General features: G+C 46.4%; 23 protein-coding genes and 11 pseudogenes. 15 read left to right on the top strand and 19 right to left on the bottom strand.

Annotated elements, in window-relative coordinates:
* Positions 1-236: 236 nt before the first annotated feature.
* Positions 237-335 (top strand): annotated as a pseudogene (locus ACQGXV_RS27040) (KTSC domain-containing protein); the annotation flags it as partial.
* Between the two features lie 21 nt (positions 336-356).
* Here the strand turns inward: ACQGXV_RS27040 and ACQGXV_RS27045 are convergent.
* Both ACQGXV_RS27045 and ACQGXV_RS27050 read right to left on the bottom strand, forming a co-directional pair.
* Positions 357-890 carry an IS630 family transposase gene (locus ACQGXV_RS27045; RefSeq protein WP_440862665.1) on the bottom strand — a complete coding sequence of 178 codons (534 nt, stop codon included), beginning with the start codon at positions 888-890 and terminating at the stop codon, positions 357-359.
* Positions 814-1,179 carry an IS630 transposase-related protein gene (locus ACQGXV_RS27050; protein ID WP_440862584.1) on the bottom strand — a complete coding sequence of 122 codons (366 nt, stop codon included), beginning with the start codon at positions 1,177-1,179 and terminating at the stop codon, positions 814-816. Before ACQGXV_RS27050 ends, ACQGXV_RS27045 begins: the two co-directional genes overlap by 77 nt.
* A gap of 165 nt (positions 1,180-1,344) precedes the next feature.
* Here ACQGXV_RS27050 and istA point away from each other — a divergent pair.
* The 5 genes and pseudogenes from istA to ACQGXV_RS27075 all read left to right on the top strand — a co-directional run.
* Positions 1,345-2,229 (top strand): annotated as a pseudogene (istA, locus tag ACQGXV_RS27055) (IS21 family transposase); the annotation flags it as partial.
* Positions 2,226-3,014 (top strand): IS21-like element helper ATPase IstB, encoded by a 789-nt coding sequence (gene istB, locus ACQGXV_RS27060; protein WP_440863742.1) that lies wholly within the window; start codon positions 2,226-2,228, stop codon positions 3,012-3,014. The pseudogene istA and the gene istB, both read left to right, overlap by 4 nt.
* 63 nt (positions 3,015-3,077) lie before the next feature.
* Positions 3,078-3,302 carry a helix-turn-helix domain-containing protein gene (locus ACQGXV_RS27065; RefSeq protein WP_440867634.1) on the top strand — a complete coding sequence of 75 codons (225 nt, stop codon included), beginning with the start codon at positions 3,078-3,080 and terminating at the stop codon, positions 3,300-3,302.
* Positions 3,303-3,369: 67 nt separating this feature from the next.
* Positions 3,370-4,269, top strand: coding sequence for a transposase family protein (locus ACQGXV_RS27070; RefSeq protein WP_440862939.1), 900 nt, complete (start codon positions 3,370-3,372; stop codon positions 4,267-4,269).
* A pseudogene (locus ACQGXV_RS27075) lies at positions 4,211-5,076 on the top strand (IS30 family transposase). The gene ACQGXV_RS27070 and the pseudogene ACQGXV_RS27075 overlap by 59 nt, the downstream one beginning before the upstream one ends.
* Here ACQGXV_RS27075 and ACQGXV_RS27080 read toward each other — a convergent pair.
* The 7 genes and pseudogenes from ACQGXV_RS27080 to ACQGXV_RS27110 all read right to left on the bottom strand — a co-directional run.
* Positions 5,062-5,994, bottom strand: a complete 933-nt coding sequence (locus ACQGXV_RS27080; RefSeq protein ID WP_440863743.1) for an NAD(P)-dependent oxidoreductase — start codon at positions 5,992-5,994, stop codon at positions 5,062-5,064. The pseudogene ACQGXV_RS27075 and the gene ACQGXV_RS27080 overlap by 15 nt on opposite strands.
* A 513-nt stretch (positions 5,995-6,507) precedes the next feature.
* On the bottom strand, positions 6,508-7,983 hold the full coding sequence (locus ACQGXV_RS27085; protein WP_440863744.1) for an amino acid permease: 1,476 nt from the start codon (positions 7,981-7,983) through the stop codon (positions 6,508-6,510).
* A gap of 143 nt (positions 7,984-8,126) precedes the next feature.
* Positions 8,127-8,999 (bottom strand): DNA-binding transcriptional regulator YeiE, encoded by an 873-nt coding sequence (yieE, locus tag ACQGXV_RS27090; RefSeq protein WP_440863745.1) that lies wholly within the window; start codon positions 8,997-8,999, stop codon positions 8,127-8,129.
* A gap of 320 nt (positions 9,000-9,319) precedes the next feature.
* The gene (locus tag ACQGXV_RS27095; protein ID WP_440862665.1) at positions 9,320-9,853 is read right to left on the bottom strand and encodes an IS630 family transposase; all 534 of its coding nucleotides are present in this window, start codon (positions 9,851-9,853) and stop codon (positions 9,320-9,322) included.
* Positions 9,777-10,142 carry an IS630 transposase-related protein gene (locus tag ACQGXV_RS27100; protein ID WP_440862584.1) on the bottom strand — a complete coding sequence of 122 codons (366 nt, stop codon included), beginning with the start codon at positions 10,140-10,142 and terminating at the stop codon, positions 9,777-9,779. Before ACQGXV_RS27100 ends, ACQGXV_RS27095 begins: the two co-directional genes overlap by 77 nt.
* Positions 10,143-10,421: a DUF1187 family protein gene (locus tag ACQGXV_RS27105; protein ID WP_440863746.1), complete on the bottom strand. Its 279-nt coding sequence runs from the start codon at positions 10,419-10,421 to the stop codon at positions 10,143-10,145.
* A 229-nt stretch (positions 10,422-10,650) separates the two neighbouring features.
* Positions 10,651-10,968 (bottom strand): annotated as a pseudogene (locus ACQGXV_RS27110) (DDE-type integrase/transposase/recombinase); the annotation flags it as partial.
* A gap of 86 nt (positions 10,969-11,054) precedes the next feature.
* On the opposite strand from ACQGXV_RS27110, the gene ACQGXV_RS27115 reads away from it, so the two are divergent.
* The 3 genes from ACQGXV_RS27115 to ACQGXV_RS27125 are packed head-to-tail and all read left to right on the top strand — an operon-like array spanning position 11,055 to position 13,271.
* Positions 11,055-11,768 carry a transposase family protein gene (locus ACQGXV_RS27115; RefSeq protein WP_440863747.1) on the top strand — a complete coding sequence of 238 codons (714 nt, stop codon included), beginning with the start codon at positions 11,055-11,057 and terminating at the stop codon, positions 11,766-11,768.
* Positions 11,769-11,813: 45 nt separating this feature from the next.
* A complete protein-coding gene (locus ACQGXV_RS27120; protein WP_440862551.1) occupies positions 11,814-13,025 on the top strand; it encodes an IS256 family transposase in 1,212 nt (403 codons plus the stop codon).
* 3 nt (positions 13,026-13,028) lie between these two features.
* Entirely contained in the window at positions 13,029-13,271 is a 243-nt protein-coding gene (locus tag ACQGXV_RS27125) for a transposase family protein (protein WP_440863748.1), read from the top strand.
* A 27-nt stretch (positions 13,272-13,298) separates the two neighbouring features.
* Here the strand turns inward: ACQGXV_RS27125 and ACQGXV_RS27130 are convergent.
* From ACQGXV_RS27130 to ACQGXV_RS27145, 4 genes and pseudogenes are all read right to left on the bottom strand, one after another.
* Positions 13,299-14,086 (bottom strand): annotated as a pseudogene (locus ACQGXV_RS27130) (IS3 family transposase); the annotation flags it as partial.
* Positions 14,087-14,266: 180 nt separating this feature from the next.
* Positions 14,267-14,905, bottom strand: a pseudogene (locus ACQGXV_RS27135) (helix-turn-helix domain-containing protein); the annotation flags it as partial.
* A 220-nt stretch (positions 14,906-15,125) separates the two neighbouring features.
* The gene (locus tag ACQGXV_RS27140) at positions 15,126-15,758 is read right to left on the bottom strand and encodes a hypothetical protein (protein WP_440863749.1); all 633 of its coding nucleotides are present in this window, start codon (positions 15,756-15,758) and stop codon (positions 15,126-15,128) included.
* A gap of 169 nt (positions 15,759-15,927) precedes the next feature.
* Positions 15,928-16,200, bottom strand: a complete 273-nt coding sequence (locus ACQGXV_RS27145) for an Arc family DNA-binding protein (protein ID WP_440863750.1) — start codon at positions 16,198-16,200, stop codon at positions 15,928-15,930.
* A 377-nt stretch (positions 16,201-16,577) separates the two neighbouring features.
* Between ACQGXV_RS27145 and ACQGXV_RS27150 the strand changes: the two are divergent.
* Positions 16,578-16,820 (top strand): annotated as a pseudogene (locus ACQGXV_RS27150) (phage tailspike protein); the annotation flags it as partial.
* A 45-nt stretch (positions 16,821-16,865) separates the two neighbouring features.
* Here the strand turns inward: ACQGXV_RS27150 and ACQGXV_RS27155 are convergent.
* Complete coding sequence (locus ACQGXV_RS27155) at positions 16,866-17,057, bottom strand: hypothetical protein (RefSeq protein ID WP_440863751.1); 192 nt, start codon at positions 17,055-17,057, stop codon at positions 16,866-16,868.
* 32 nt (positions 17,058-17,089) lie between these two features.
* Here ACQGXV_RS27155 and ACQGXV_RS27160 point away from each other — a divergent pair, with 32 nt between their 5' ends.
* The gene (locus ACQGXV_RS27160; RefSeq protein WP_440863752.1) at positions 17,090-18,013 is read left to right on the top strand and encodes an IS5 family transposase; all 924 of its coding nucleotides are present in this window, start codon (positions 17,090-17,092) and stop codon (positions 18,011-18,013) included.
* Positions 18,014-18,266: 253 nt separating this feature from the next.
* On the opposite strand, the pseudogene ACQGXV_RS27165 reads toward ACQGXV_RS27160, so the two are convergent.
* Positions 18,267-18,953 (bottom strand): annotated as a pseudogene (locus tag ACQGXV_RS27165) (IS5 family transposase); the annotation flags it as partial.
* A 130-nt stretch (positions 18,954-19,083) separates the two neighbouring features.
* Positions 19,084-19,410: pseudogene (locus ACQGXV_RS27170) on the bottom strand (transposase); the annotation flags it as partial.
* Positions 19,411-19,445: 35 nt separating this feature from the next.
* Between ACQGXV_RS27170 and ACQGXV_RS27175 the strand changes: the two are divergent.
* Together ACQGXV_RS27175 and ACQGXV_RS27180 are read left to right on the top strand one after the other, a co-directional pair.
* Positions 19,446-19,811: an IS630 transposase-related protein gene (locus tag ACQGXV_RS27175; RefSeq protein ID WP_440862584.1), complete on the top strand. Its 366-nt coding sequence runs from the start codon at positions 19,446-19,448 to the stop codon at positions 19,809-19,811.
* On the top strand, positions 19,735-20,268 hold the full coding sequence (locus ACQGXV_RS27180) for an IS630 family transposase (protein WP_440867179.1): 534 nt from the start codon (positions 19,735-19,737) through the stop codon (positions 20,266-20,268). The genes ACQGXV_RS27175 and ACQGXV_RS27180 overlap by 77 nt, the downstream gene beginning before the upstream one ends.
* 21 nt (positions 20,269-20,289) lie before the next feature.
* Here the strand turns inward: ACQGXV_RS27180 and ACQGXV_RS27185 are convergent.
* A pseudogene (locus ACQGXV_RS27185) lies at positions 20,290-20,508 on the bottom strand (transposase); the annotation flags it as partial.
* Between the two features lie 89 nt (positions 20,509-20,597).
* Between ACQGXV_RS27185 and ACQGXV_RS27190 the strand changes: the two are divergent.
* A complete protein-coding gene (locus tag ACQGXV_RS27190) occupies positions 20,598-21,572 on the top strand; it encodes an IS30 family transposase (RefSeq protein ID WP_440862690.1) in 975 nt (324 codons plus the stop codon).
* A 37-nt stretch (positions 21,573-21,609) separates the two neighbouring features.
* Here the strand turns inward: ACQGXV_RS27190 and ACQGXV_RS27195 are convergent.
* Positions 21,610-21,915: pseudogene (locus ACQGXV_RS27195) on the bottom strand (transposase); the annotation flags it as partial.
* A 204-nt stretch (positions 21,916-22,119) separates the two neighbouring features.
* Positions 22,120-23,919 carry a pilus assembly protein gene (locus ACQGXV_RS27200; RefSeq protein WP_440863753.1) on the bottom strand — a complete coding sequence of 600 codons (1,800 nt, stop codon included), beginning with the start codon at positions 23,917-23,919 and terminating at the stop codon, positions 22,120-22,122.
* A 680-nt stretch (positions 23,920-24,599) separates the two neighbouring features.
* On the opposite strand from ACQGXV_RS27200, the gene ACQGXV_RS27205 reads away from it, so the two are divergent.
* Entirely contained in the window at positions 24,600-25,523 is a 924-nt protein-coding gene (locus ACQGXV_RS27205) for an IS5 family transposase (RefSeq protein WP_440863224.1), read from the top strand.
* Positions 25,524-25,573: the final 50 nt, after the last annotated feature.

Here is a 25,573-nt window from a genome sequence, read left to right on the forward strand (position 1 = left end):
CATTCCTTCCCTGCCAGATCGCTTACCTCGCACCGACAATCACCTATCACACGGCGCTCTGATAGCGTTTTTTGCGATATTGCAACCAGCAACAGATTGTTAAATCTGCTTTTTTTATCACACAATCGTTAACTGACTGGGAAATGCAAGAAACTGTTTCAGGGACCTGTTTAGCGAAACAAGACGCCACAAGAGGCGACGTATAAACAGGGAGATTTCACTGGGAGGGATTTGATTTGCAACGTAAACGAGTGGCTTCAAGCGAACTGTTTTCTGTCGGCTATGATGAAGAAAAAAAACATCTGGAAATTGAACTGTTGAACGGCAGCGTCTATAGCCAAGCGACTTAATTTTGATTACACCATATGGACTGAGAACAAACTCTCTGTATCGCAACCCATCTCTCTTTTTTTGCTTTTTGCTTGTGCCCATTTATGCTCAATTGGGTTAAGATCTGGCGAATATGTAGGCAAATACTCCACCATATACCCTGCATCGATGATGACTTGTTGAATATTATGTTTTTTGTGAAAAGTGGCATTGTCCATCATGATTACACTGTTTTTAGGGAGTACTGGGATAAGGACTTGTGTGACCCAGGCATAGAAAACATCGCTGTTAATATTGATATCAAATAATCCGATAGCAAACAGCGTTGTGCCTAATAAAGCGCCGATAACATTTGTTCTTCCCCTAGCTCCCCAGTTCTTCAGGCCAAAACACCGTTGACCTTTTGGGGAATAGCCGTGAGTCCGTGGGGCATCGTGTGAAAAACCACTTTCATCAATAAAAACAATAGGTTTACCTTCTTTTTCATACTGTTGTTTTTTTTGTTGAAATCCCTGCCGGGCGTTTTCGTCGGCTTTCGGATGACGTAGAGTTTTTTTTATAGGTCAATCCCAGCTTTTTAAGCGCTTGCCAAATGGCCTTCTGACAAACGCCAAAACGCTCTGCACGTTCTTTTTGGTAAGCATCTGGATATTGTTCAACATCTTTTATCAACTCGGATTTATCGATCTTTCGCTGACGCGTGGTCGATGCTTTTGACTCTATTTGATTAATCCAACGCGATACAGAGGCAGGGCCAATCCGAAATTGCTTCGCTGTTTCTCGGATACTCAACCCTTCGTTTTTCCGTGTAGATATCACTTTACGTCTAAAATCAATTGAATAGCTCATTTAAATAATGTAATCAAAATTAAGTCGTTTAGCTATATATCCGTAGTCCACTACCGGTGGCTGACATGCGTTATAGCCAAGCGACATTATTTTGATAACAGCCAGCTATGCTTCTTTGCCGCATATCAGGGCACAGGATGTAATCATTTTTAAGTCGGTTGGCTATACAAGCCGCGTATGCCTAGAACATGCAAGCTTGACCCGTTCAAGCCGTATGTTCTCGAGCGCGTTGCTGCTGCCAGACCACAGTGGATACCGGCCAGTGTGCTGCTGCGCGAGATAGGCCAACGGGGATATGATGGCGGCTATAGCATGCTTACCGCATTTCTACACCCCATGAAGCAGCCCGTTACTGAGGCGGTCACGCGCTTTGAGACCGAACCCGGCGTACAGATGCAGGTTGATTTCACCATCGTCAGGCAGGGCCATAACCCGTTGCTGGCCTTCGTCGCTACGCTGGGCTGGAGCCGGGCGACTTTCGTCAAGTTCTACAGCAACCAGGAGTCTGCAGCCTGGTGTGACGGCATTGAGTCTGCACTTAAGTTCTTTGGCGGAACTCCGCATCAGTTGCTGTTCGACAACGCCAAGGCCATCATTATTGAGCGTGATGTCTACGGGCCCGGCAAGCATCGCTGGAACCCACAGTTGATGCAACTGGCTGAGAAGTATGCCTTTACGCCTAAAGTTTGCCGTCCCTACCGCGCCAAGACTAAGGGCAAGGTCGAACGCTTCAACCATTACCTCAAGAACAGCTTTGTTGTGCCGCTTGCCGCCACGTTTCGCCAGGCTGGGCTGATACTGGACGTCCCCGCGGCTAATGCACGCATTGGTGAGTGGTTGATCACCGTTGCCAACACCCGTAAACATGGCACCACCGGTATTCCGCCTGAACAACGCATGCCGCGTGAGCGGGCTGCGTTGTTGCCATTGCCGAAGATAACACTGGCATTGCCTCCACCGGTACCGGCGAGTTGCTCGCGCCCCATACCTACAGAGAGTCTCCAGCACCCGTTGGCTACGTATCAGGCGCTACTGGAGGTAGAAGCATGAACCTCCAGCATGATCGTATCGCAGCGCTCTGCGAGCAGCTTAAGCTCGATAGATTACCGGCTGAGTGGCCCGCCGTTGCTCAGACGACGATCGACAGCAACGGCACTCATGCAGACTTCCTTGAAGCTGCTTTACAGCTTCAGCATGATGGGCTGAACGAACGGCGCCGGCAGACTATTTTGCGTTTATCAGGCCTACCGGTGATCAAGACGCTGGAGCAGTTTGATTTCGCCTTTGCGAGTGGCGTATCTCGCAGTCAGATCCAGGAGTTGGCCGGGCTGGCGTTTATCGAGCGTCAGGAGAGCCTGGTCTTGCTGGGTCCGTCCGGGGTAGGTAAAACGCACCTGGCGACAGCACTCGGCTACAGAGCCGCGATGGCCGGAATGAGTATTCGGTTCGTCACAGCCGCAGATCTGATGCTACAGCTGCTCGCATCACATCGTCAGGGGGAGTTAAAAAGCTATCTTAATCGCGTTGTGGGTAAGCCTAAGTTGTTGATCATAGATGAGGTTGGCTACCTTCCCTTCGGTAAAATGGAAGCCAATCTGTTCTTCCAGGTTATCGCTAAACGGTATGAGTCAGGCAGCGTGGTCCTGACCAGCAACCTGCCGTTTACCCAGTGGTCGGGGACATTCGGAGATGATGAAACGCTGACGGCGGCGATGCTGGATCGGCTGCTTCACCATGCGCATATCGCGCAAATCAGCGGTCAAAGCTATCGACTGAAAGATAAGCTGAAAAGCGGTCAGATCCAGAAGAAAACTAAAGCAGCTACGCTCGAGTAATTCAAAGGGGGTGGGTCAGTTTTACTTTGGCAGGGTGGGTCAGAATTCAATCGGTATTGACATCTGACTAAGAAAGAACGGTTCTACATCGAAAAGCGGCGTGGTGAAGGTGTCAACCAAGCTACCATCGCCAGAGAGCTTGCTCTGCCTCGCTCGACCATCAGCAGGGAACTCAGACGCAATACCGACCCTACTTTCAATGGTGTCTACTGCTGTAGAAGGGCGGACACTCTGGCCCGGGAACGCCGTCATAAGCCTCTGCCAAACAATAAACTAGTTGCTGAATAGAGACTTGCATTTTTTGTCAGGCTATTGAGAATAAAAAGAGGTTTAACTTAGAGAATAAAGGTTTGAAATGATCAACAAAGAGCGGTTGTTACGAGATAATCGTTTATGTAAAGCAATCATTGGATTATCAGTCGAAGAATTGAAAAATTTAGCCGCTGAATTTTCAGCTTGTTATTTGATTTATCGGAAAAAGAATCGAAAAGATCACGAGCGGCAGATGGGTGCAGGGCAGAAAGGATTTATCCCAACCCCATTAGATAAACTGCTTTTTATTTTATTGTATTTAAAATGTTATCCGACCTATGATTTGCAAGGACTTCTTTTTGGTTTAGATAGAACACGGGTATGTCGCTGGGTAAAAATATTATTGCCGGTTTTAGAGATGACCTTGGGGCGAGAATGTGTTTTGCCCGCTCGTCAAATTCGCTCTGCTGAGGAATTTTTTCGCGCCTTTCCTGGAGTTAAAGACGTCTTTATTGATGGGACAGAGCGACCTGTCCAAAAGCCTAAGAATCTGCGTCGGCGAAAAAAAATGTATTCGGGAAAGAAAAGACAGACCACTCGAAAAGGGCTTATTATGACTGACGAAACAAGGCAAATTGGATTTATCCCCATGAGCAAAAATGGGCGCCGTCACGATAAACGCTTACTCGATAAAGTCGATATAATTCGCCATATTCCTCCTGAGGTAACCATCTGGGCAGATACCGGTTTTCAAGGTATAGATAAACAGCATCCTAATACACAAATTCCAAAAAAAGGAACTCGAAAAAGACCTTTATCGCCTGAACAAAAACAAGAAAATAAAATAATCTCGGGCATCCGTATTACAGTTGAACACGCCATCGCGGGTATCAAGCGCCTCGGTTGCATGACCCAAATTTTACGGAATCGTAGACCCTTTATTGATGATACCTTCTTACTCCTTAGCGCCGGTCTTTGGAATTTCCATCTCAGAACAGCGTAAAATTTACTTCAATCACCGAAACACCCTTATTTCACTATTAAGCAACACGCTTAATGCTTTTTACCCGTTGGAGCCACACATTCAAAACTTCATCAGGCAGGCGCTTTCCACTCACTCTTCACCTGAAATCATCAGTGGCCGTTTGCACCTGGAATTCGGTATATCTGTCAGCAAGAATACGCTATATCGCTATATCCTGCAGGAGAGACAGGCTGGCGGGGAGCTATATCAGCAACTTCCTCATCGGGGAAAACGTTACAGGTACAATGCCGAAAACCTCAAATCAGGCCCTATTCCCAACCGTGTTGGTATTGAGTATCGCCCAGCTCAAGCCGAGCTTAAACAGGAGCCTGGCCACTTCGAAATTGACACTATTTTGGCAAAGACCAGAAGTCATTCTTGTTAAGAATCGTAGATAAAGCATTGAAAAAATTCATCATTCGCAAACTGCCTAATAAGCGTACGGAGACTGTGGTTGCTGCTTTCAGGGACATTGAAGCTAATACCTTTTGCAAGTTTAAGACCCTAACAGCTGATAACGGCCCTGAATTCGCTCTGCACGAGCAAATTACTCAAATCACAGGGGCGCAGGTCTACTTTGCCCATCCTTATCACTCCTGGGAGAGGGGCTTGAATGAGCACACCAACGGGCTGATACGACGTTTTTACCCAAAGGGAACAGACTTCAGTCAGGTCAGTCATCGTAAGATTGCCGAACTCGAACACATACTCAATACAAGGGGCAGAAAATCGCTGGGCTATCGTTCCCCCAATGAGGTATTTTTAACGCACTTACTGGTGGCATAAGCCTCTACCGTTTTGTTGCGTTTCGAGTGGGAATGGGGCGGCAATATGCGGGGTAATCAACAGGTTTGGCATGGTTTTCGCCGCTTTCATTAACGGGTTATCCAACGACGGAGGCTCCTGTGCCAATCCATCCAACGCAGCCCCTGCAATGCGATGCTGCAACAGTACCGACAACAGTGCCGATTCATCCACCAACGCCCCGCGCGCCGTATTGATGATAAACGCCGACGGCTTACACAGTGCCAGCGTCTGCGCATTGATCAAACCTTGGGTATCCGCAGTCAGCGGGCAATGCAGCGAGATAACATCGGACGTTTGCATCACTTGTTCAAACGGCAAATAACCGGGCCGACATTGCACCGCACCGCGTCGTTCTGCAAACTGCACTTTCATGCCCACCGCACTGGCCAACCGAGCGACCTCTTGCCCTATCGTCCCAGAACCGATGATACCGAGCGTTGACCCCGCGATATCTTTTACCGGGTGATCGAAATAGCAAAACTGATTTTGCGCGGCCCAGCGATCGCTGAGCTGATCGCGATACCAGCCCATCAGACTATGCTTGAGAGAAAATATCATGGCGATCACGTGTTCCGCGACCGATTGCGTCGAATAAGCAGGAACATTGCGCACAGCGATCCCCAGTTCCTGCGCAGCAACGACATCGATATTGTTCACGCCGGTTGCAGTAACCGCGATCAGTTTTAGCGACTGCAACACTTGCAGAATCTCACGCGTCAGCACCACTTTATTGGTGATTATCACCTCACACCCTTGCGCACGCTCCACCACCAGTTCCGGTGGCGTATAGCTATATTCGATCCATTCGTGTTGACATTGCGGTCTGCGAAAAAAATGCTTTTTCCAGAAAATGGTTTCAGGCAATGCCCCTTTATCCAGGAAAGTAATTTTCAACATGATGTCAGCCCCGAGAGTTAGTGTTGTGATTTATTTGATGATAATAACAAACATTAAAAACGACAATGAATACTGTTTTTTATGCACTGAAGGTTAATTTTTTTCATGTTGCCACGCTTTATTGTTATTCGACACTTTTTTTACTTTACCTGAATAGCGGGTATTGTTATCAACGACCAGTGATAATGTTAATTCGCACATCAAATTAACTGAAAATTAAATTGAATTTATTAACATTCATTGTTATGGATGATACCAACGGAAGGCATTTTTTGACTGAAATTATGATGGATACGCGCCAGATAATTACCTTGGTAAACTATTTATCAGCACGCTTATACAATATGATAGAAAAGCACGGTGGATATACTGAATTACGACATAAGCGAAGAAATTTTTTTACGCGTTTCGAATTAACGCTGTAAACCTATTATTCAATAGAAATGTATTTTCATAAAAAATGCCATGGGTAATCTGATTACCCATGGCGCAATCGAATCACATGCTTAACCGTTATTTATGAAAATCAGGAAAGGTCATGTCTTCATATTTCACAATACGCGTCCCGCGAGACAGCTTATAACCGAACCAAATCAGCAAAAATAATGGAATGCCAATATAGGTTGCGGTGACGCCATACCAGTCGATGTTATCCTGCAAAAATGCCTGATAGTTTTGCCCCAGAGTGATCAGCAGGCAAAGCACGAATGCGAAGATAGGCCCAAGCGGGAAGAATCCTGAACGGTACGGCAGCGCGTTAAGATCCAACCCGTGCTGCACATAGCCACGGCGGAAACGATAATGGCTAATCGCAATCCCCAGCCAGGCGATAAAACCGGTCATGCCGGAGGTATTCAACAGCCAGAGATACACCGTTTGGTTACCAAACATTGAGGTCAGGAAACAGAGCCCCGCCACAACGGTAGTGGCATACAGCGCATTGCGCGGCACACCGCCTTTGGAGAGTTTGGCGAACATCCGAGGCGCTTTGCCTTCCTGCGCCAAGGTAAAGAGCATACGCGTGGAAGCATACATTCCGGAGTTACCCGCAGAGAGCACTGCCGTCAGGATCACCGCATTCATCACCGCTGCCGCCGACAGCAGTCCGGCATTCTGGAACACCAGTGTAAACGGGCTGACCGTAATATCTTTCACATCATTACGCAGCAAGTTGGGGTCGGTATAAGGAATAATCAGGCTGATAATCAGGATGGCAAACACATAAAACAGCAATATACGCCAGAACACCTGGCGAATAGCGCGTGGAATATTTTGCGCAGGATCTTTTGATTCACCCGCCGCTACGCCGATCAGTTCAGTGCCCTGAAAGGAGAAACCGACAATCATCGCCACGCCAATCATCGCCGAGAAACCACCAGAAAAAGGCGCATCGCCAATTTGCCAGTTGTGCCAGCCTGCGTTCTCCGCGCCGCGCAGAATACCGACGATCATCAGCACGCCAACGGCGATAAAGACCACGACGGTGACCACTTTGATCAGTGAGAACCAATACTCTGCCTCACCAAACCCTTTTACCGAGATGTAGTTAAGCAGAAACATCAAGACTAAAAACAGGGCACTCCAAATCCAGCCGGAAACTTCAGGGAACCAGTAGCCCATCACCAACTGCGCCGCCACCAGGTCGACGGCTATCGTCACCGCCCAGTTATACCAGTAGTTCCATCCGAGTGCGAAGCCGAAGCCCTCTTCTACGTATTTGGCACCGTACGTGGAAAACGATCCTGAAACAGGCATAAACGCTGCCAGTTCACCCAGGCTGGTCATCAAAAAGTAGACCATCAACCCGATAAGCGCATAAGAGAGCAGCGCCCCACCGGGTCCGGCCTGCGAAATGGTCGCGCCTGAAGCGACAAACAGCCCGGTGCCGATGGATCCGCCAATTGCAATCATGGTGAGATGCCGCGCTTTAAGCTCACGGCGCAGCGTAGGCGCGCCCTGAGATGTGCTATGTAATTCTTGCTGAGCCATAATATCCTGCGCTCTGTCTAAAATGAGGCGGCATTGTAGCAAATCGTTTTCTACAGAATCGCTATCATTATCGAGTTATAAGAGAGCTTCATAACTGCCGCGCCATCATTAGCAATAAGAAAGTCGAATGGCCGCAGGCAACCCTACTTTGCTGGCTGACAGTATTCCAGAAAGTGTTGCAACACATTGGAAAGGTGTTTTTGTCTGTGGTGCACCAGATAAAGTGTACGCACCAAGTGGGGTTGATCCAGTTGCAACGCCACCAGCGACCCCGCGGCAAGCTGATCGGCAATCACCCGACGCGACAGACAACTGATACCTATACCGTGACGCACCGCATGCTTGATGGCCTCGGAGTTCCCCAATTCCATCACCAGTTTGAAGTGAGGCAATTGTGCCAAGAGTTGGTGATCCAGAATTTCCCGCGTGCCTGAGCCGCGTTCACGCAAGATCCACGGCGCTTCCGCCAGTATAGGGACGGTAAGTATCTGCTGCGCGAGGGGATTATCAGGGGCGCAAAAAACCACAAGCTCATCCTCCAGCCAGGGTTGTGTCACTAAATCCGGGTGATGACAAGGCCCCTCGATGAAACCGAGATCCACGCTGAATTCCGCCACCGCCGTCACCACGTCCTGGGTGTTGCCCACGTGCAGCTCAAAAGGGATCGAGGGATAATCACGCCGATAGCGCGCTATCATGGCAGGCAACAGATAATTACCAATGGTGCTGCTGGCGAACACGCGTAATGCGCCATTGTCTTGCTGGAACATTTTTTCTATCTCCAGCGACTGTTCCAAAATGGCCAACGCTTTGGGATAAAGCAATCGCCCGTGCTCATTCACCACCAAGCGCTTACCGACGCGATCGAACAGTTGAACACCCAGTTGCGCTTCTAAATCCGATAACGCTGCGCTCACGGCAGACTGAGAAAGGGCTAGCATAACGGACGCTTGTGTAGTCGATCCGCTTTTCAGGACCTCAGCAAAAACTTCAAGTTGTCTCAACGTGATGTGCATCGTTCGCCCTTATCGGAAATAGCAATAGGTTATAAGCATATAGTCAATTTCTCTTTTATCGCCACTCATCATAGGCTGTGTACCAGGTTAGCTCGACTTCAAACAGGTATAACAATGGCATCTCTTTTTATAATTCAAGGTGATAAATCTATCCACCCGCTTTTTCGCAAGCTGCCTGGCCTGCTTTTTATTGCCCTTATGACCGTCGGCTTTCTGCAGTTGGCAGCGCTCCCTTCGGTTGCCCGCATGGGGTTAGGCTCACTCACCCTTGCCATGGTGGGCGGTGCATTGCTCGGTATAGCCAAGCGACTTAATTTTGATTACACCATATGGACTGAGAACAAACTCTCTGTATCGCAACCCATCTCTCTTTTTTTGCTTTTTGCTTGTGCCCATTTATGCTCAATTGGGTTAAGATCCGGCGAATATGTAGGCAAATACTCCACCATATACCCTGCATCGATGATGACTTGTTGAATATTATGTTTTTTGTGAAAAGTGGCATTGTCCATCATGATTACACTGTTTTTAGGGAGTACTGGGATAAGGACTTGTGTGACCCAGGCATAGAAAACATCGCTGTTAATATTGATATCAAATAATCCGATAGCAAACAGCGTTGTGCCTAATAAAGCGCCGATAACATTTGTTCTTCCCCTAGCTCCCCAGTTCTTCAGGCCAAAACACCGTTGACCTTTTGGGGAATAGCCGTGAGTCCGTGGGGCATCGTGTGAAAAACCACTTTCATCAATAAAAACAATAGGTTTACCTTCTTTTTCATACTGTTGTTTTTTTTGTTGAAATCCCTGCCGGGCGTTTTCGTCGGCTTTCGGATGACGTAGAGTTTTTTTTATAGGTCAATCCCAGCTTTTTAAGCGCTTGCCAAATGGCCTTCTGACAAACGCCAAAACGCTCTGCACGTTCTTTTTGGTAAGCATCTGGATATTGTTCAACATCTTTTATCAACTCGGATTTATCGATCTTTCGCTGACGCGTGGTCGATGCTTTTGACTCTATTTGATTAATCCAACGCGATACAGAGGCAGGGCCAATCCGAAATTGCTTCGCTGTTTCTCGGATACTCAACCCTTCGTTTTTCCGTGTAGATATCACTTTACGTCTAAAATCAATTGAATAGCTCATTTAAATAATGTAATCAAAATTAAGTCGTTTAGCTATACCTGCCTCCTTAGGCTTAAAGATCAGTTTTTCGCATTCTGACATGGTGAGTTTCACCTCAGAGAACCGTAGCCACTGACATCCATCCCACCGTGCTTTTTGATAGTTGCCGTTATTTTGTACATAAGTCTCTCTCAGGTCGTTTATGCTGCTACAACGTCTATCATTATGGCTAAAAGTGTAGTGGTCAACTAAATTTGGCCACCCTACCTGACTGTTGATGGAACAGCCGTTCTGATTCATTTGGTGTTAACCCACCGTTATACCAGTGAGGTCTGACATGGCTTTGTTGAATAATTTAAGATACTGATTTATATAAGCATTATAAAATTTCAACGACTAATTTTTCCTCTCGGAATGCTTTTTATTGTGCTAACTATTTGATTTGTCGTTCTAACAAAATACATTCTCTGTAAATGCATTCTAACTAAAGAAGATGTAAATCAAACGGTTAAATTATTCAACAAAGCCGTCTGACATCGCTATAATAATGGGTTATGTAGCGAATAATGGATGATTGAGCAGTACTAAAGCTTTGGTAGCCAGTCGTTGGCACCCATTCAGTCTTCAGACTACGGAAGAATCGCTCCATCGGACTATTATCCCAACAATTTCCTCTGCGACTCATACTTTGGGTCATCTGATAACGCCACAATGCCTGCCTATACTGACGACTGGTGTAATGGCTTCCTTGGTCACTATGAAACATGACTTGTTTGGGATGCCCACGCAGTTCCCAAGCCATTTGTAGTGCTTTGGCTGTTAATTCTGAATCTGGCGAAAACGACATTAAACTAGTTGCTGAATAGAGACTTGCATTTTTTGTCAGGCTATTGAGAATAAAAAGAGGTTTAACTTAGAGAATAAAGGTTTGAAATGATCAACAAAGAGCGGTTGTTACGAGATAATCGTTTATGTAAAGCAATCATTGGATTATCAGTCGAAGAATTGAAAAATTTAGCCGCTGAATTTTCAGCTTGTTATTTGATTTATCGGAAAAAGAATCGAAAAGATCACGAGCGGCAGATGGGTGCAGGGCAGAAAGGATTTATCCCAACCCCATTAGATAAACTGCTTTTTATTTTATTGTATTTAAAATGTTATCCGACCTATGATTTGCAAGGACTTCTTTTTGGTTTAGATAGAATACGGGTATGTCGCTGGGTAAAAATATTATTGCCGGTTTTAGAGATGACCTTGGGGCGAGAATGTGTTTTGCCCGCTCGTCAAATTCGCTCTGCTGAGGAATTTTTTCGCGCCTTTCCTGGAGTTAAAGACGTCTTTATTGATGGGACAGAGCGACCTGTCCAAAAGCCTAAGAATCTGCGTCGGCGAAAAAAAATGTATTCGGGAAAGAAAAGACAGACCACTCGAAAAGGGCTTATTATGACTGACGAAACAAGGCAAATTGGATTTATCCCCATGAGCAAAAATGGGCGCCGTCACGATAAACGCTTACTAGATAAAGTCGATATAATTCGCCATATTCCTCCTGAGGTAACCATCTGGGCAGATACCGGTTTTCAAGGTATAGATAAACAGCATCCTAATACACAAATCCCAAAAAAAGGAACTGAGACTGTAAAATAATCTGTGTAAATGGCATTTTGAGGAAAACCTTCAAAGGATAACAAAATGCCTATCAGCAACGAACTTATTGACCAACTGCTTCAAGATTGTCACTCCCCTCAGGATCTGCTGGGTGAATCAGGCCTACTCAAGGTGCTGACTAAAAGACTGGCGGAACGGGTTCTTGAAGCTGAGATGGAGATGCACCTTGGGTATGCTAAGCATGACCCGGCTGGTAATCATTCAGGCAACTCACGCAATGGCAAGACATCCAAGAGCGTACGTAGCCAAAATGGGGAGATCGAGCTCGATATTCCGCGCGACCGCAACAGTACCTTCGAGCCGACACTGATCGGTAAGCACGAAAAACAGCTTAACGGCTTCGATGACCGCATTATTTCTCTCTATTCCAGAGGGTTATCAACCCGTGATATTCAGGCACACTTTAAAGAAGTCTACGGGGTCGATGTTTCCGCTGGCTTCATTTCTCAAGTGACCAATGCTGTGATGGATGAAGTTAAGCGCTGGCAGCAACGGCCGCTGGATGCGCTTTATCCCATTGTTTACCTTGACTGTATTGTTGTCAAAAGCCAGGACGGCGGAGCCGTGGCCAACAAGTCTGTTTATCTGGCCCTCGGCGTCAACGGCCAGGGCGAAAAAGAGCTGCTGGGGCTATGGATAGCCAAAACTGAGGGGGCCAAGTTCTGGTTATCTGTGATGACAGAACTGAAAAATCGTGGGCTAAAGGACATCTTCGTCGCCTGCTGCGATGGCCTGAAAGGCTTTCCTGATGCCATTGAAGCTGTTTACCCGCATACGCGGGTACAGCTCTGCATTGTGCATCAGGTGCGGAACTCGCTGCGCTACGTCGGCTGGAAAGAGCGTAAGGCCGTTGCTGCTGACCTGCGCACCATCTATAGTTCCGCAACGCTAGAGGGCGCTGAAGAGGCCCTGGATGCCTTCGCGGCCAAATGGGATGAACAGTTCCCGACGATCAGCCCGTCGTGGAGAAATAATTGGGAACGTCTCATCGTCATTTTTGACTTTCCGCCGGAGATCCGCAAGGTTATCTACACCACCAACGCGATAGAGTCGTTAAATGCTTCATTGCGCAAGATAACGAAAACGCGACGAATATTTCCAACGGATGACTCGGTGATAAAATTACTCTATCTAGCCTTGCATAATATCTCTGCTAAATGGACCTTGCCAATCAGAGACTGGAAACCTGCTATGAGCCAATTCATGTTGATGTATGGAGAACGAATCTCCGGTTAAGCAATGGAGCCATTTACACAAAATTCTTTACAGACTCAAGGAACTCGAAAAAGACCTTTATCGCCTGAACAAAAACAAGAAAATAAAATAATCTCGGGCATCCGTATTACAGTTGAACACGCCATCGCGGGTATCAAGCGCCTCGGTTGCATGACCCAAATTTTACGGAATCGTAGACCCTTTATTGATGATACCTTCTTACTCCTTAGCGCCGGTCTTTGGAATTTCCATCTCAGAACAGCGTAAAATTTACTTCAATCACCGAAACACCCTTATTTCACTATTAAGCAACACGCTTATTGCCCAACCCACGGGTTTTCGGGCAAATAAATCTAATACCACCGCCAGATACGCCCATCGGTCGCCTGTCCAAATATAGGTTACATCGCCGCACCAAACCTGGTCAGGCTTGGTAACAGCGAACTGCCTATTGAGCAGATTTGGAATATCAATACATTCATTTCCACCGCGGTTGTATTGATGTTTTCTTGTTTGGCAACTAACGAGGGTTAATTCTTTCATCAACTTACCCGCTAACCACCGCCCAAGTTTCACGTCGTGTGTATTGGTAACCATCGTGGCGATAGTCCTTGCGCCCGCAGACCCGCCACTAACGTTCCAAGCTTCGCTGACCAGGCTACGTTTTATAGTTCGCTCAATATCTGGCTCCTTAGGTCGACACCAATAGCGATAACTGCTTCGGTGAACATTAAAAATACGACACAACGCTTTCACTGGATAAAGCGCTCTTAGCTTTTCAACTACCGAGAATTTTTCAGTGAGTCGGACATTAAGAGCGCAGTAGCCTTTTTTAAGATGGCATTCTCCATTTCCAGTCGGTGGATTTTTTTCTTCATTTCTCTGAACTCAATTTGTTCAGGTGTTAATGGCAGACCAGGCGATGTTTTCCCTTGACGTTCTAAACGAAGGGCTCTTACCCACCGGCTAATCGCTGAAAGACTGACGTTCATGGCTTTCGCGGCTTCCTGGTAGGTATAATTTTGGACAAGGACTAATTTGGCGGTTTCACATTTAAATTCAGCAGTAATTATTTTACTCATTTTGGCACCTATAAAAATTATGAGGTAAGCATATCACCTCTACTTAGGTGGCCAAATTCAGTATGCCACTACAGTACGCGATCATTTATAGCCAACCGACTTAAAAATGATTACATCCTATGCCCTGATATGCGGCAAAGAAGCATAGCTGGCTGTTATCAAAATAATGTCGCTTGGCTATAGCAGGTCGGCGGCAGTGATCGGCGTTTTACTCGTATAAAGCTTGCAGTGTGCCACTTTCGAGTACGTATCCACGAACGTCTGCTGGTAGATACGGCCCACCCCTTTCAGATTGCCAACGTAGAAGGTGTCCTGCGACCCGAGATAACCCGGATGAGCCGTCTCGATTTCGCCGCTGGCCTCATCATCATGCGTCTTTTTCTCCAGCGCTGCGATTTGGACATCGGTAAGCACGATGCCTTCTCTGGCAACTTTTTCCTCAAGCGCCTTCAGGCGTTTACGGAAGTTCTCCAGATCGTGCCGTTGCCAGATGGACCGCACGCCGCTGCCGGAGATAAATACGCCTTTTTTACGCAGCTCATTACTGGTCCGGTGCTGCCCGTGGGCCGGGAACTCAACGGCATATTCAACAACCGCGCGTTCAGTGGCTTCGTCGGCGCGGTTCTTCAGGTTGGGAACCCGGCGGTTCTGGTTAACCAGTGCATCGATGCCACCTTCAGCAGCCAGTTCCTGATAACGGTAAAACGTGTCGCGCGACACGCCCATGATCTTACAGGCTTTTGATACGTTACCAAGTTCTTCGGCGAGATTGAGCAGGCCGGCTTTGTGTTTGATGATGTGATTGTTAGTATGAAGCATGAGAGTTACCTCGCGTTTTGTTTAAGGATTAGACACCCATATCAAAACCGGTAACTCTCAACCTTTCAAGGTCATGTGTCAGATCAAGTCGCGACTAATACATCAATATTACTACTGAAGTGCGCCGCAATAACGTACTTCATCCCAACCTCCTTAGTCAGGGTAGCAGTGGTGGGTAGGGGTAAAAGAAAACCCGGCGTACCGGGTTTAGTTTGATTGGTTAGTGAAGTCTATCCTTGCTTATCACTAATAGACGGTGGCTATGACAGTCTTTGTCATTACCCCAACAGAATTCAGCCCATGTAGTATAAAAGTCATCCCAAGAAGTCATAAACGTCAATGGGCGAGACTCTTGCGTACCATCTGATACGTATACGTGATAGCCAGTAGTAGACATGGCCCACGATATCATTCTTTCCCAAAAGCGACGACCTTCAATGGTTTGCTCTTCATCAGATACGACTATTGAGTAGCTCTCCAGGAAGAACTGGAAGAAAACTTGTGGCAATCCTCGAACAGCATTATCGTGCTGGGCTTGAATAGTTCTCCATACCAGTATCTGCGTGCATGTTTTTTTCGCATCTATGATGTCATGACGAAAAACAAGCTTAACTGCATAGACAGTTTCTGGATCCTGAGCACCAGTAACTAAACGGTAATGCTCATCGTTGCGAGACTTAACCAAGCGATAACCAAAAGGCACAACAAAGCCAGGCAGTGAGAAGTCCACTACACCTTTTTGCAGGAAAGCATGGGTGTGCTCGATGTTGTTTCTGACAACACTTAGCTTTCTGTCAAAGTCTGCTTCCGGGATCATGTATGGCATTGTTGCGTTCTTAGTTGCTGTTTGCATATGTCCTCCAGAGTGATCAGGAGTCCTTTTTCTTGCGCACGTGAATCGATTACCTATCAGGTAATACAAGTGTGAACGAAAGCGAACGAGTAAGCAACCGCTAAATCATATATTTCTGTAAAACACAAGGCTCAGTGTGGTGAACTGCTTGTGGATAATTTGACCTAGATCATTTATCTCCGAATGGTTCATGTAAGTCATTCTTGTACATGGATTTTAGTGTTTCAAAAACAATTTTCTTGAACTCTTCTGCATGGATGCTAGCCAGTCGCTCAGCCTCGTCACGATAGCCTGATATCGGCGATGGCTGAGCCATGGCATCTTGAACTATCTGTATCAATTCAGCATTTAAAGAGCGTCCGTTCATCTTGGCACGCTGCGTAACCTTTTCTTTTAACTCGTATGGCAAACGCAAATTGAATTGTGGGTCATATCTTCCCATTTTCGACGCCTCACCTAAACAAGTGGATCTGCATCTTATGATCAACTGTTTATATCCACAATAAGACCGCCGTGATACTACATCACTGATTCCTAAACAATTACCGCAGACACGCTCTGTGGGGACTACTCACGCCCGGAGAAATAACAATGGCAATAACGCTCAATGTTGTAATCAGCATGCCATCGGCTTTGTTGAATAATTTAAGATACTGATTTATATAAGCATTATAAAATTTCAACGACTAATTTTTCCTCTCGGAATGCTTTTTATTGTGCTAACTATTTGATTTGTCGTTCTAACAAAATACATTCTCTGTAAATGCATTCTAACTAAAGAAGATGTAAATCAAACGGTTAAATTATTCAACAAAGCCCATGCCATCTCAAAACTTCACGCTAGCCCGCGCTTTCAAGGCTAACGTCAACGGTAAGATTTAAATTGGAGCCATCGACACAGATCTGACTATTCCCAGCAACCAGATTACGGTCTATCTCGAAAACGATGATGGAAGCCACGTACCCGTAGCCCAGCCAATCGTAATCAACGCTGGTGGCTATCCGGTGTACAACGGGCATATCGCCAAGTTTGTGACCGTGCAAGGCCACTCAATAAGCGTGTTGCTTAATAGTGAAATAAGGGTGTTTCGGTGATTGAAGTAAATTTTACGCTGTTCTGAGATGGAAATTCCAAAGACCGGCGCTAAGGAGTAAGAAGGTATCATCAATAAAGGGTCTACGATTCCGTAAAATTTGGGTCATGCAACCGAGGCGCTTGATACCCGCGATGGCGTGTTCAACTGTAATACGGATGGGCTTTGTTGAATAAATCGAACTTTCAGGGGATCGCCGGATCAAAGCACTATCATCGCTCCCGATAGCAGCTCCCCATGGCAAAGCAAAAGTTTAAAATCACCAACTGGCCCACCTACAACAAAGCACTCAGACAACGCGGCTCCCTGACGGTCTGGCTTGATGAGTCGGCCATCGCTGCATGGACTGACAGTTCTTCGCCTGAAGGTCGTGGTTGGCCGCTTTACTACACCGATATGGCTGTTACCACGGTTTTGATGATAAAGCGCGTGTTTAACCTGTCGCTCCGGGCATTACAGGGCTTTGTCGACTCGGTTTTTACACTGATGAGCCTGCCACTGCGCTGCCCGGACTACTCTCTGGTCAGTCGGCGGGCAACAACCGTCAGTATCAGCATAAAAACGCCAACGCGTGGTGAAATCTCGCATCTGGTCATCGACAGTACCGGTCTGAAGGTCTTTGGCGAAGGTGAATGGAAAGTCAGGCAGCATGGGGCTGACAGACGAAGAGTGTGGCGCAAGCTTCATCTGGCAGCAGACAGTGCGACGCATGAGATTATCTGTGCCGACTTATCGCTCAGCGGAACGACAGATGCGCAGGCACTGCCGGGCCTGATTAACCAAACCCACCGAAAAATCAGGGAAGTGTCAGCAGACGGTGCTTATGACGCCCGTTACTGCCACGATGCGTTGCTAAGAAAGAAAATCAGGCCCCTTATCCCGCCGCGAAGCGGAGCCAAATACTGGCCGGACAAGTACCATGAACGTAACCATGCGGTGGCGAATCAGCGTCTGAGCGGGAGTAATGATATGTGGAAAAAGAAAGTGGGTTATCACCGGCGTTCAGTGGCAGAAACAGCGATGTTCCGCATAAAAACTTTGCTGGGTGGCCATCTGAGCCTGCGTGACTATGAGGCTCAAGTAGGTGAAGCCATAGCGATGGTCAAAGCGCTGAACCGTATGACGTTGTTGGGTATGCCACACATCGTCAGGATAGGATAACAGGTGTAGCAGAGGGAGTCATCCTGTCGGCTAATTCTGATTTATTCAACAAAGCCCTCTCGGAATGCTTTTTATTGTGCTAACTATTTGATTTGTCGTTCTAACAAAATACATTCTCTGTAAATGCATTCTAACTAAAGAAGATGTAAATCAAACGGTTAAATTATTCAACAAAGCCTTCCGAGAGGAAAAATTAGTCGTTGAAATTTTATAATGCTTATATAAATCAGTATCTTAAATTATTCAACAAAGCCTCATAGTACTTGTCCGGCCAGTATTTCGCTCCGCTTCGCGGCGGGATAAGGGGCCTGATTTTCTTTCTCAGCAACGCATCGTGGCAGTAACGGGCGTCATAAGCACCGTCTGCTGACACTTACCTGATTTTCCGGTGGGTTTGGTTAATCAGGCCCGGCAGTGCCTGCGCATCTGTCGTTCCGCTGAGCGATAAGTCGGCACAGATAATCTCATGCGTCGCACTGTCTGCTGCCAGATGAAGCTTGCGCCACACTCTTCGTCTGTCAGCCCCATGCTGCCTGACTTTCCATCCACCTTCGCCAAAGACCTTCAGACCGGTACTGTCGATGACCAGATGCGAGATTTCACCACGCGTTGGCGTTTTTATGCTGATACTGACGGTTTTTGCCCGCCGACTGACCAGAGAGTAGTCCGGGCAGCGCAGTGGCAGGCTCATCAGTGTAAAAACCGAGTCGACAAAGCCCTGTAATGCCCGGAGCGACAGGTTAAACACGCGCTTTATCATCAAAACCGTGGTAACAGCCATATCGGTGTAGTAAAGCGGCCGACCACGACCTTCAGGCGAAGCACTGTCAGTCCATGCAGCGATGGCGGACTCATCAAGCCAGACCGTCAGGGAGCCGCGTTGTCTGAGTGCTTTGTTGTAGGTGGGCCAGTTGGTGATTTTAAACTTTTGCTTTGCCATGGGGAGCTGCTATCGGGAGCGATGATAGTGCTCTGATCCGGCGATCCCCTGAAAGTTCGATTTATTCAACAAAGGGCTTTGTTGAATAAATCAGAATTAGCCGACAGGATGACTCCCTCTGCTACACCTGTTATCCTATCCTGACGCTGTGTGGCATACCCAACAACGTCATACGGTTCAGCGCTTTGACCATCGCTATGGCTTCACCTACTTGAGCCTCATAGTCACGCAGGCTCAGATGGCCACCCAGCAAAGTTTTTATGCGGAACATCGCTGTTTCTGCCACTGAACGCCGGTGATAACCCACTTTCTTTTTCCACATATCATTACTCCCGCTCAGACGCTGATTCGCCACCGCATGGTTACGTTCATGGTACTTGTCCGGCCAGTATTTGGCTCCGCTTCGCGGCGGGATAAGGGGCCTGATTTTCTTTCTTAGCAACGCATCGTGGCAGTATAGCTAAACGACTTAATTTTGATTACATTATTTAAATGAGCTATTCAATTGATTTTAGACGTAAAGTGATATCTACACGGAAAAACGAAGGGTTGAGTATCCGAGAAACAGCGAAGCAATTTCGGATTGGCCCTGCCTCTGTATCGCGTTGGATTAATCAAATAGAGTCAAAAGCATCGACCACGCGTCAGCGAAAGATCGATAAATCCGAGTTGATAAAAGATGTTGAACAATATCCAGATGCTTACCAAAAAGAACGTGCAGAGCGTTTTGGCGTTTGTCAGAAGGCCATTTGGCAAGCGCTTAAAAAGCTGGGATTGACCTATAAAAAAAACTCTACGTCATCCGAAAGCCGACGAAAACGCCCGGCAGGGATTTCAACAAAAAAAACAACAGTATGAAAAAGAAGGTAAACCTATTGTTTTTATTGATGAAAGTGGTTTTTCACACGATACCCCACGGACTCACGGCTATTCCCCAAAAGGTCAACGGTGTTTTGGCCTGAAGAACTGGGGAGCTAGGGGAAGAACAAATGTTATCGGCGCTTTATTAGGCACAACGCTGTTTGCTATCGGATTATTTGATATCAATATTAACAGCGATGTTTTCTATGCCTGGGTCACACAAGTCCTTATCCCAGTACTCCCTAAAAACAGTGTAATCATGATGGACAATGCCACTTTTCACAAAAAACATAATATTCAACAAGTCATCATCGATGCAGGGTATATGGTGGAGTATTTGCCTACATATTCGCCAGATCTTAACCCAATTGAGCATAAATGGGCACAAGCAAAAAGCAAAAAAAGAGAGATGGGTTGCGATACAGAGAGTTTGTTCTCAGTCCATATGGTGTAATCAAAATTAAGTCGCTTGGCTATAACGGGCGTCATAAGCACCGTCTGCTGACACTTCCCTGATTTTTCGGTGGGTTTGGTTAATCAGGCCCGGCAGTGCCTGCGCATCTGTCGTTCCGCTGAGCGATAAGTCGGCACAGAGAATCTCATGCGTCGCACTGTCTGCTGCCAGATGAAGCTTGCGCCACACTCTTCGTCTGTCAGCCCCATGCTGCCTGACTTTCCATTCACCTTCGCCAAAGCCCCATTCCCACTCGAAACGCAACAAAGTGACCCACTGGCCAGAGTCGGATAAAATCACCGTTCTGGCCCTACTGGAGATCCCGTTGCATGCAGGGAAAACATCTGACTCACAAAGAACGGTTCTACATCGAAAAGCGGCGTGGTGATGGGGTTAACCAGGCCACCATCGCCCGGGAACTGGAGCTTCCTCGTTCTACCATCAGCAGGGAACTCAGACGCAATACCGACGCCGCTTTCAACGGGGTCTATTCCTGCAGAAGGGCCGAAACGTTGGCCAGAGGGCGGCGGCAGAAAACACGGCCGGACAGCGTGATTAACCAGCTTGAACCGCACATTCAGGACTTTATCAGAACGGCGCTGTCTACCCACACCTCACCTGAGGTCATCAGTGGGCGCCTGGTCCTGGAATTTGGCCTGTCCGTCAGCAAGAACTCGCTCTATCGCTATATCCAGCAGGAGCGCCGGGCCGGCGGTGAGCTGTATCAGCAGCTCCCTCATCGGGGTAAACGGTATAACTATCAGACCGATGAGAACAAACGCGGTCCTATTCCCAACCGTGTTGGCATTGAGCAGCGGCCGGCCGTTGCTGACCTCAAGCAGGAACCCGGGCATTTCGAGATTGACACCATCTTTGGCAAAGATCAGAAATCATTCCTGCTGACGGTGGTCGATAAAGCCGTCAAGCTGGTCATCATTCGCAAACTGCCCAACAAGCGAGCAGAGACAGTGGTAGCGGCCTTCAGGGACATCGTTGCCAATACCTTCTGCGAGTTTAAAACCCTGACTGCTGACAACGGTTCTGAATTTTCCCAGCACGGGGAAATTACAAAAGTCACGGGGGCACCGGTCTACTTTGCCCGGCCATATCATTCCTGGGAACGCGGGTTGAATGAGCATACCAACGGGCTGATACGGCGTTTTTACCCGAAGGGAACGGACTTCAATTATGTCACCCATCGCAAGGTTGCAGCACTCGAACACCTGCTCAATACGCGAGGCAGAAAATCGCTGGGTTATCGTTCTCCAAATGAGGTATTTTTAACGCACTTACAGGCGGCATAATGCCCTACCGTTTTGTTGCGTTTCGACTGGGAATGGGGCTTTTTGCCCGCCGACTGACCAGAGAGTAGTCCGTGCAGCGCAGTGGCAGGCTCATCAGTGTAAAAACCGAGTCGACAAAGCCCTGTAATGCCCGGAGCGACAGGTTAAACACGCGCTTTATCATCAAAACCGTGGTAACAGCCATATCGGTGTAGTAAAGCGGCCGACCACGACCTTCAGGCGAAGAACTGTCAGTCCATGCAGCGATGGCCGACTCATCAAGCCAGACCGTCAGGGAGCCGCGTTGTCTGAGTGCTTTGTTGTAGGTGGGCCAGTTGGTGATTTTAAACTTTTGCTTTGCCATGGGGAGCTGCTATCGGGAGCGATGATAGTGCTTTGATCCGGCGATCCCCTGAAAGTTCGATTTATTCAACAAAGCATCAACAAAGCCGATTGCCGTCGAATTTTTTATAAAAAAGTTCGCTCAGCCCTTTTATAACGATAATAGAGTATATCCGCAATAACAATTGTTCTCATATCCCTCCCAAATACGGACGAAGCCTATCGATTAAAAACGACTTTTATCGATAAAGTTTATTCTCTCTTTTTTATATACTTTTGTTAGTATATTCACCAGACTTAGATAATCATTCGCAACAAAAGCATTATCGTCTCCAACACAGAACTCTCTCCAAAACTTAATATGTCTATCATCGCCTTTTGTGGAGCTCAATGAAATGTAAAAGATATCTACCTCGTTTGTCTTATAGATTTTATTATAAGTTAATAAACCCTCTTTTATTCTTTTACAAATTTTGTAATCCTTATGGAGCTTTATGGATAAACTTTTCGGACCCTTATGGCTATCATCCCCATCAGTAACCATGATAATGACCTTTTTAGCATTATGACCCTTCGCAATCACAGGTAGCGATCGCAGCAAACCAGTGATAGTGTCAGTTTGTCCTCCCATAACACTCATTTTCTCAAATTGAGAGATAACTTCAGGATTAGAGGTTAATTCAATTAAATAAGAGGGCGGCGACTGTCTATATTTCATTTCCTTAACAAAATCATTCAGATCATGTGAATAGATAGTATTTCTTATTTTTCCATAAAATCTAAAATAGTTAAAATCATAACACATGTTATCAAACATGGTCTTATACTCATGATGAGGACGATGAGGAAAGTAGGTATAAGTAGTGACCGACCTGTCAGAAAACAAATTCTTATCCTTCAAAGCTTCATTGAAATCAATAGTTTCAGAATTTACAATACTCAAATATTCATCTGCTATTTTGTTTAATTTTTTAACATGATCATAATGAAGATTATATTCATCAGTATGCGCCCGCAAATTAGCACGAGAATCAGCATCACAGCTGTAAAAAGGAATATTTTTCTCCGAATATGTAGTGCACCATTTTTTATCAACCATTTGCGGCATGGTAAGATGCAAACCATCTGCAACGATTTTTTCATAAAAATAGGTGATTAGCTCATCCTGTTTTTTGATATTATTTACTTTATCATCTAAATATTTGTTATACCAAAAATTGAAATCAACACTTTTACTTCTGAACTCCGTATACTGTTTTTTGAGCTTCCCGGCAAAAGAACAGCCTGTTTCTTTTCCACCAAAAAGATTTGTTTTACTCAATTTAACAGGAACACCAACATTAAAAGGAACAATGCCAATGGTATTTTTCTTGTTATTATTAAAAATAGTTTGGGAAATATTCACTACCGCCTTTTTTAAAATATCGTATTTAGGACTATTATTATAAGACCCACGAATCTTCCGGCCCATTGAGGAAGAAACGTCTACAATAAAAACGAAATCCGTAGGAATATTGTGATTTTTCACCGATTTTCTTACCGTACCGGCGGAACTGTCTGCACGGACGATGACATCATCGCTAAATCCAACTACGTTATATTTTTTGAAGATAGGATGTAATTTCGCAATCCCTGTTGCATTATAATCAATTGATGTTAATTCTTTTGCATTGTTACGGTTTAGATTGACAATAACGTCCAGATCGTTATCGGTAAAAGTTATGTTGGGAAAATAATAATTCAAATAGTGACTCAGAAGTTTTTTATTGGCTTCCTTATTTTCATGCTTAACAGCACATTCTTTATCCTCTACGTAATCGCAGCGATCGTTTATCGCAATGGCTAATGTCCCCTGATTCATCGCATCTGCCAATCGGGCACGGGTTGACTGGAAATACGCCCCATCAATTGCAAAAGAAAAAAACATCAATAACATTGGAAGCATAATAGCAAACGGCAATATCATTACCCCAGACTCTCTGCGGAATACCAACAGAAAGATATCAAGAGAGTATTTTATCTTCATGACGCTTCCTGACATAATTATCGAACTCCAAAAACTGACCGAGGGATTACCGCGTTACTCACAGAGATATTTTTTACTGATAGCCTATTGCAAGCATCCCTTTTATTTTATCCCTAGATTATACCAGAAGCTTATATACTCAACGTACTTCAAGATGCATCTGCATATTCAGCAGAAGGCAGGTGAAGTAAGCTTATCTGGTGGCCTTGCCGAGCATCTCAGAAGTACGTTGAGTATATTGGTGTAACGAATCAACAGACAATCCGGTAATCAACTGAATATAGGCTTTGCTGAATAAATCGAACTTTTAGGTGACTGGCGGATCTGATCACTACAGTCATTTCAGCATAGGGTTCCCATGGCAAAGCAAACGTTTAAAATCACCAACTGGTCCGTCTACAACAATGCTCTCAGGCAGCGCGGTTCATTGACAGTCTGGCTTGATGCCCCATTCTCCCTCGAAAGGCAGCTGAGGGGTGAACTCATGCATAAATCACCTCCCCGGAGAGGTGACTCAGTGGTGTTTCGTTCATCATGACGGTAAATCGGCAGGCTGTTGTGGCTCTATTTTTATCTATCATTGTTTCTTTTTTAAGCCAATAGAGGCTTTGTTGAATAAATCGAACTTTCAGGGGATCGCCGGATCAAAGCACTATCATCGCTCCCGATAGCAGCTCCCCATGGCAAAGCAAAAGTTTAAAATCACCAACTGGCCCACCTACAACAAAGCACTCAGACAACGCGGCTCCCTGACGGTCTGGCTTGATGAGTCCGCCATCGCTGCATGGACTGACAGTGCTTCGCCTGAAGGTCGTGGTCGGCCGCTTTACTACACCGATATGGCTGTTACCACGGTTTTGATGATAAAGCGCGTGTTTAACCTGTCGCTCCGGGCATTACAGGGCTTTGTCGACTCGGTTTTTACACTGATGAGCCTGCCACTGCGCTGCCCGGACTACTCTCTGGTCAGTCGGCGGGCAAAAACCGTCAGTATCAGCATAAAAACGCCAACGCGTGGTGAAATCTCGCATCTGGTCATCGACAGTACCGGTCTGAAGGTCTTTGGCGAAGGTGAATGGAAAGTCAGGCAGCATGGGGCTGACAGACGAAGAGTGTGGCGCAAGCTTCATCTGGCAGCAGACAGTGCGACGCATGAGATTATCTGTGCCGACTTATCGCTCAGCGGAACGACAGATGCGCAGGCACTGCCGGGCCTGATTAACCAAACCCACCGAAAAATCAGGGAAGTGTCAGCAGACGGTGCTTATGACGCCCGTTACTGCCACGATGCGTTGCTAAGAAAGAAAATCAGGCCCCTTATCCCGCCGCGAAGCGGAGCCAAATACTGGCCGGACAAGTACCATGAACGTAACCATGCGGTGGCGAATCAGCGTCTGAGCGGGAGTAATGATATGTGGAAAAAGAAAGTGGGTTATCACCGGCGTTCAGTGGCAGAAACAGCGATGTTCCGCATAAAAACTTTGCTGGGTGGCCATCTGAGCCTGCGTGACTATGAGGCTCAAGTAGGTGAAGCCATAGCGATGGTCAAAGCGCTGAACCGTATGACGTTGTTGGGTATGCCACACAGCGTCAGGATAGGATAACAGGTGTAGCAGAGGGAGTCATCCTGTCGGCTAATTCTGATTTATTCAAC

The organism is Symbiopectobacterium purcellii (assembly GCF_052050035.1).
GTDB classification, from domain to species: domain Bacteria; phylum Pseudomonadota; class Gammaproteobacteria; order Enterobacterales; family Enterobacteriaceae; genus Symbiopectobacterium; species Symbiopectobacterium purcellii_A.

Coding starts and splice junctions, on each gene's coding strand:
- ACQGXV_RS27050 (WP_440862584.1), bottom strand. CDS start 1,179: ATGAGCTATTCAATTGATTTTAGACGTAAAGTGATATCTACACGGAAA.
- istB (WP_440863742.1), top strand. CDS start 2,226: ATGAACCTCCAGCATGATCGTATCGCAGCGCTCTGCGAGCAGCTTAAG.
- ACQGXV_RS27070 (WP_440862939.1), top strand. CDS start 3,370: ATGATCAACAAAGAGCGGTTGTTACGAGATAATCGTTTATGTAAAGCA.
- ACQGXV_RS27080 (WP_440863743.1), bottom strand. CDS start 5,994: ATGTTGAAAATTACTTTCCTGGATAAAGGGGCATTGCCTGAAACCATT.
- ACQGXV_RS27085 (WP_440863744.1), bottom strand. CDS start 7,983: ATGGCTCAGCAAGAATTACATAGCACATCTCAGGGCGCGCCTACGCTG.
- yieE (WP_440863745.1), bottom strand. CDS start 8,999: ATGCACATCACGTTGAGACAACTTGAAGTTTTTGCTGAGGTCCTGAAA.
- ACQGXV_RS27100 (WP_440862584.1), bottom strand. CDS start 10,142: ATGAGCTATTCAATTGATTTTAGACGTAAAGTGATATCTACACGGAAA.
- ACQGXV_RS27105 (WP_440863746.1), bottom strand. CDS start 10,421: ATGAATCAGAACGGCTGTTCCATCAACAGTCAGGTAGGGTGGCCAAAT.
- ACQGXV_RS27115 (WP_440863747.1), top strand. CDS start 11,055: ATGATCAACAAAGAGCGGTTGTTACGAGATAATCGTTTATGTAAAGCA.
- ACQGXV_RS27120 (WP_440862551.1), top strand. CDS start 11,814: ATGCCTATCAGCAACGAACTTATTGACCAACTGCTTCAAGATTGTCAC.
- ACQGXV_RS27125 (WP_440863748.1), top strand. CDS start 13,029: ATGGAGCCATTTACACAAAATTCTTTACAGACTCAAGGAACTCGAAAA.
- ACQGXV_RS27140 (WP_440863749.1), bottom strand. CDS start 15,758: ATGCAAACAGCAACTAAGAACGCAACAATGCCATACATGATCCCGGAA.
- ACQGXV_RS27145 (WP_440863750.1), bottom strand. CDS start 16,200: ATGGGAAGATATGACCCACAATTCAATTTGCGTTTGCCATACGAGTTA.
- ACQGXV_RS27160 (WP_440863752.1), top strand. CDS start 17,090: ATGGCAAAGCAAAAGTTTAAAATCACCAACTGGCCCACCTACAACAAA.
- ACQGXV_RS27175 (WP_440862584.1), top strand. CDS start 19,446: ATGAGCTATTCAATTGATTTTAGACGTAAAGTGATATCTACACGGAAA.
- ACQGXV_RS27190 (WP_440862690.1), top strand. CDS start 20,598: ATGCAGGGAAAACATCTGACTCACAAAGAACGGTTCTACATCGAAAAG.
- ACQGXV_RS27200 (WP_440863753.1), bottom strand. CDS start 23,919: ATGAAGATAAAATACTCTCTTGATATCTTTCTGTTGGTATTCCGCAGA.
- ACQGXV_RS27205 (WP_440863224.1), top strand. CDS start 24,600: ATGGCAAAGCAAAAGTTTAAAATCACCAACTGGCCCACCTACAACAAA.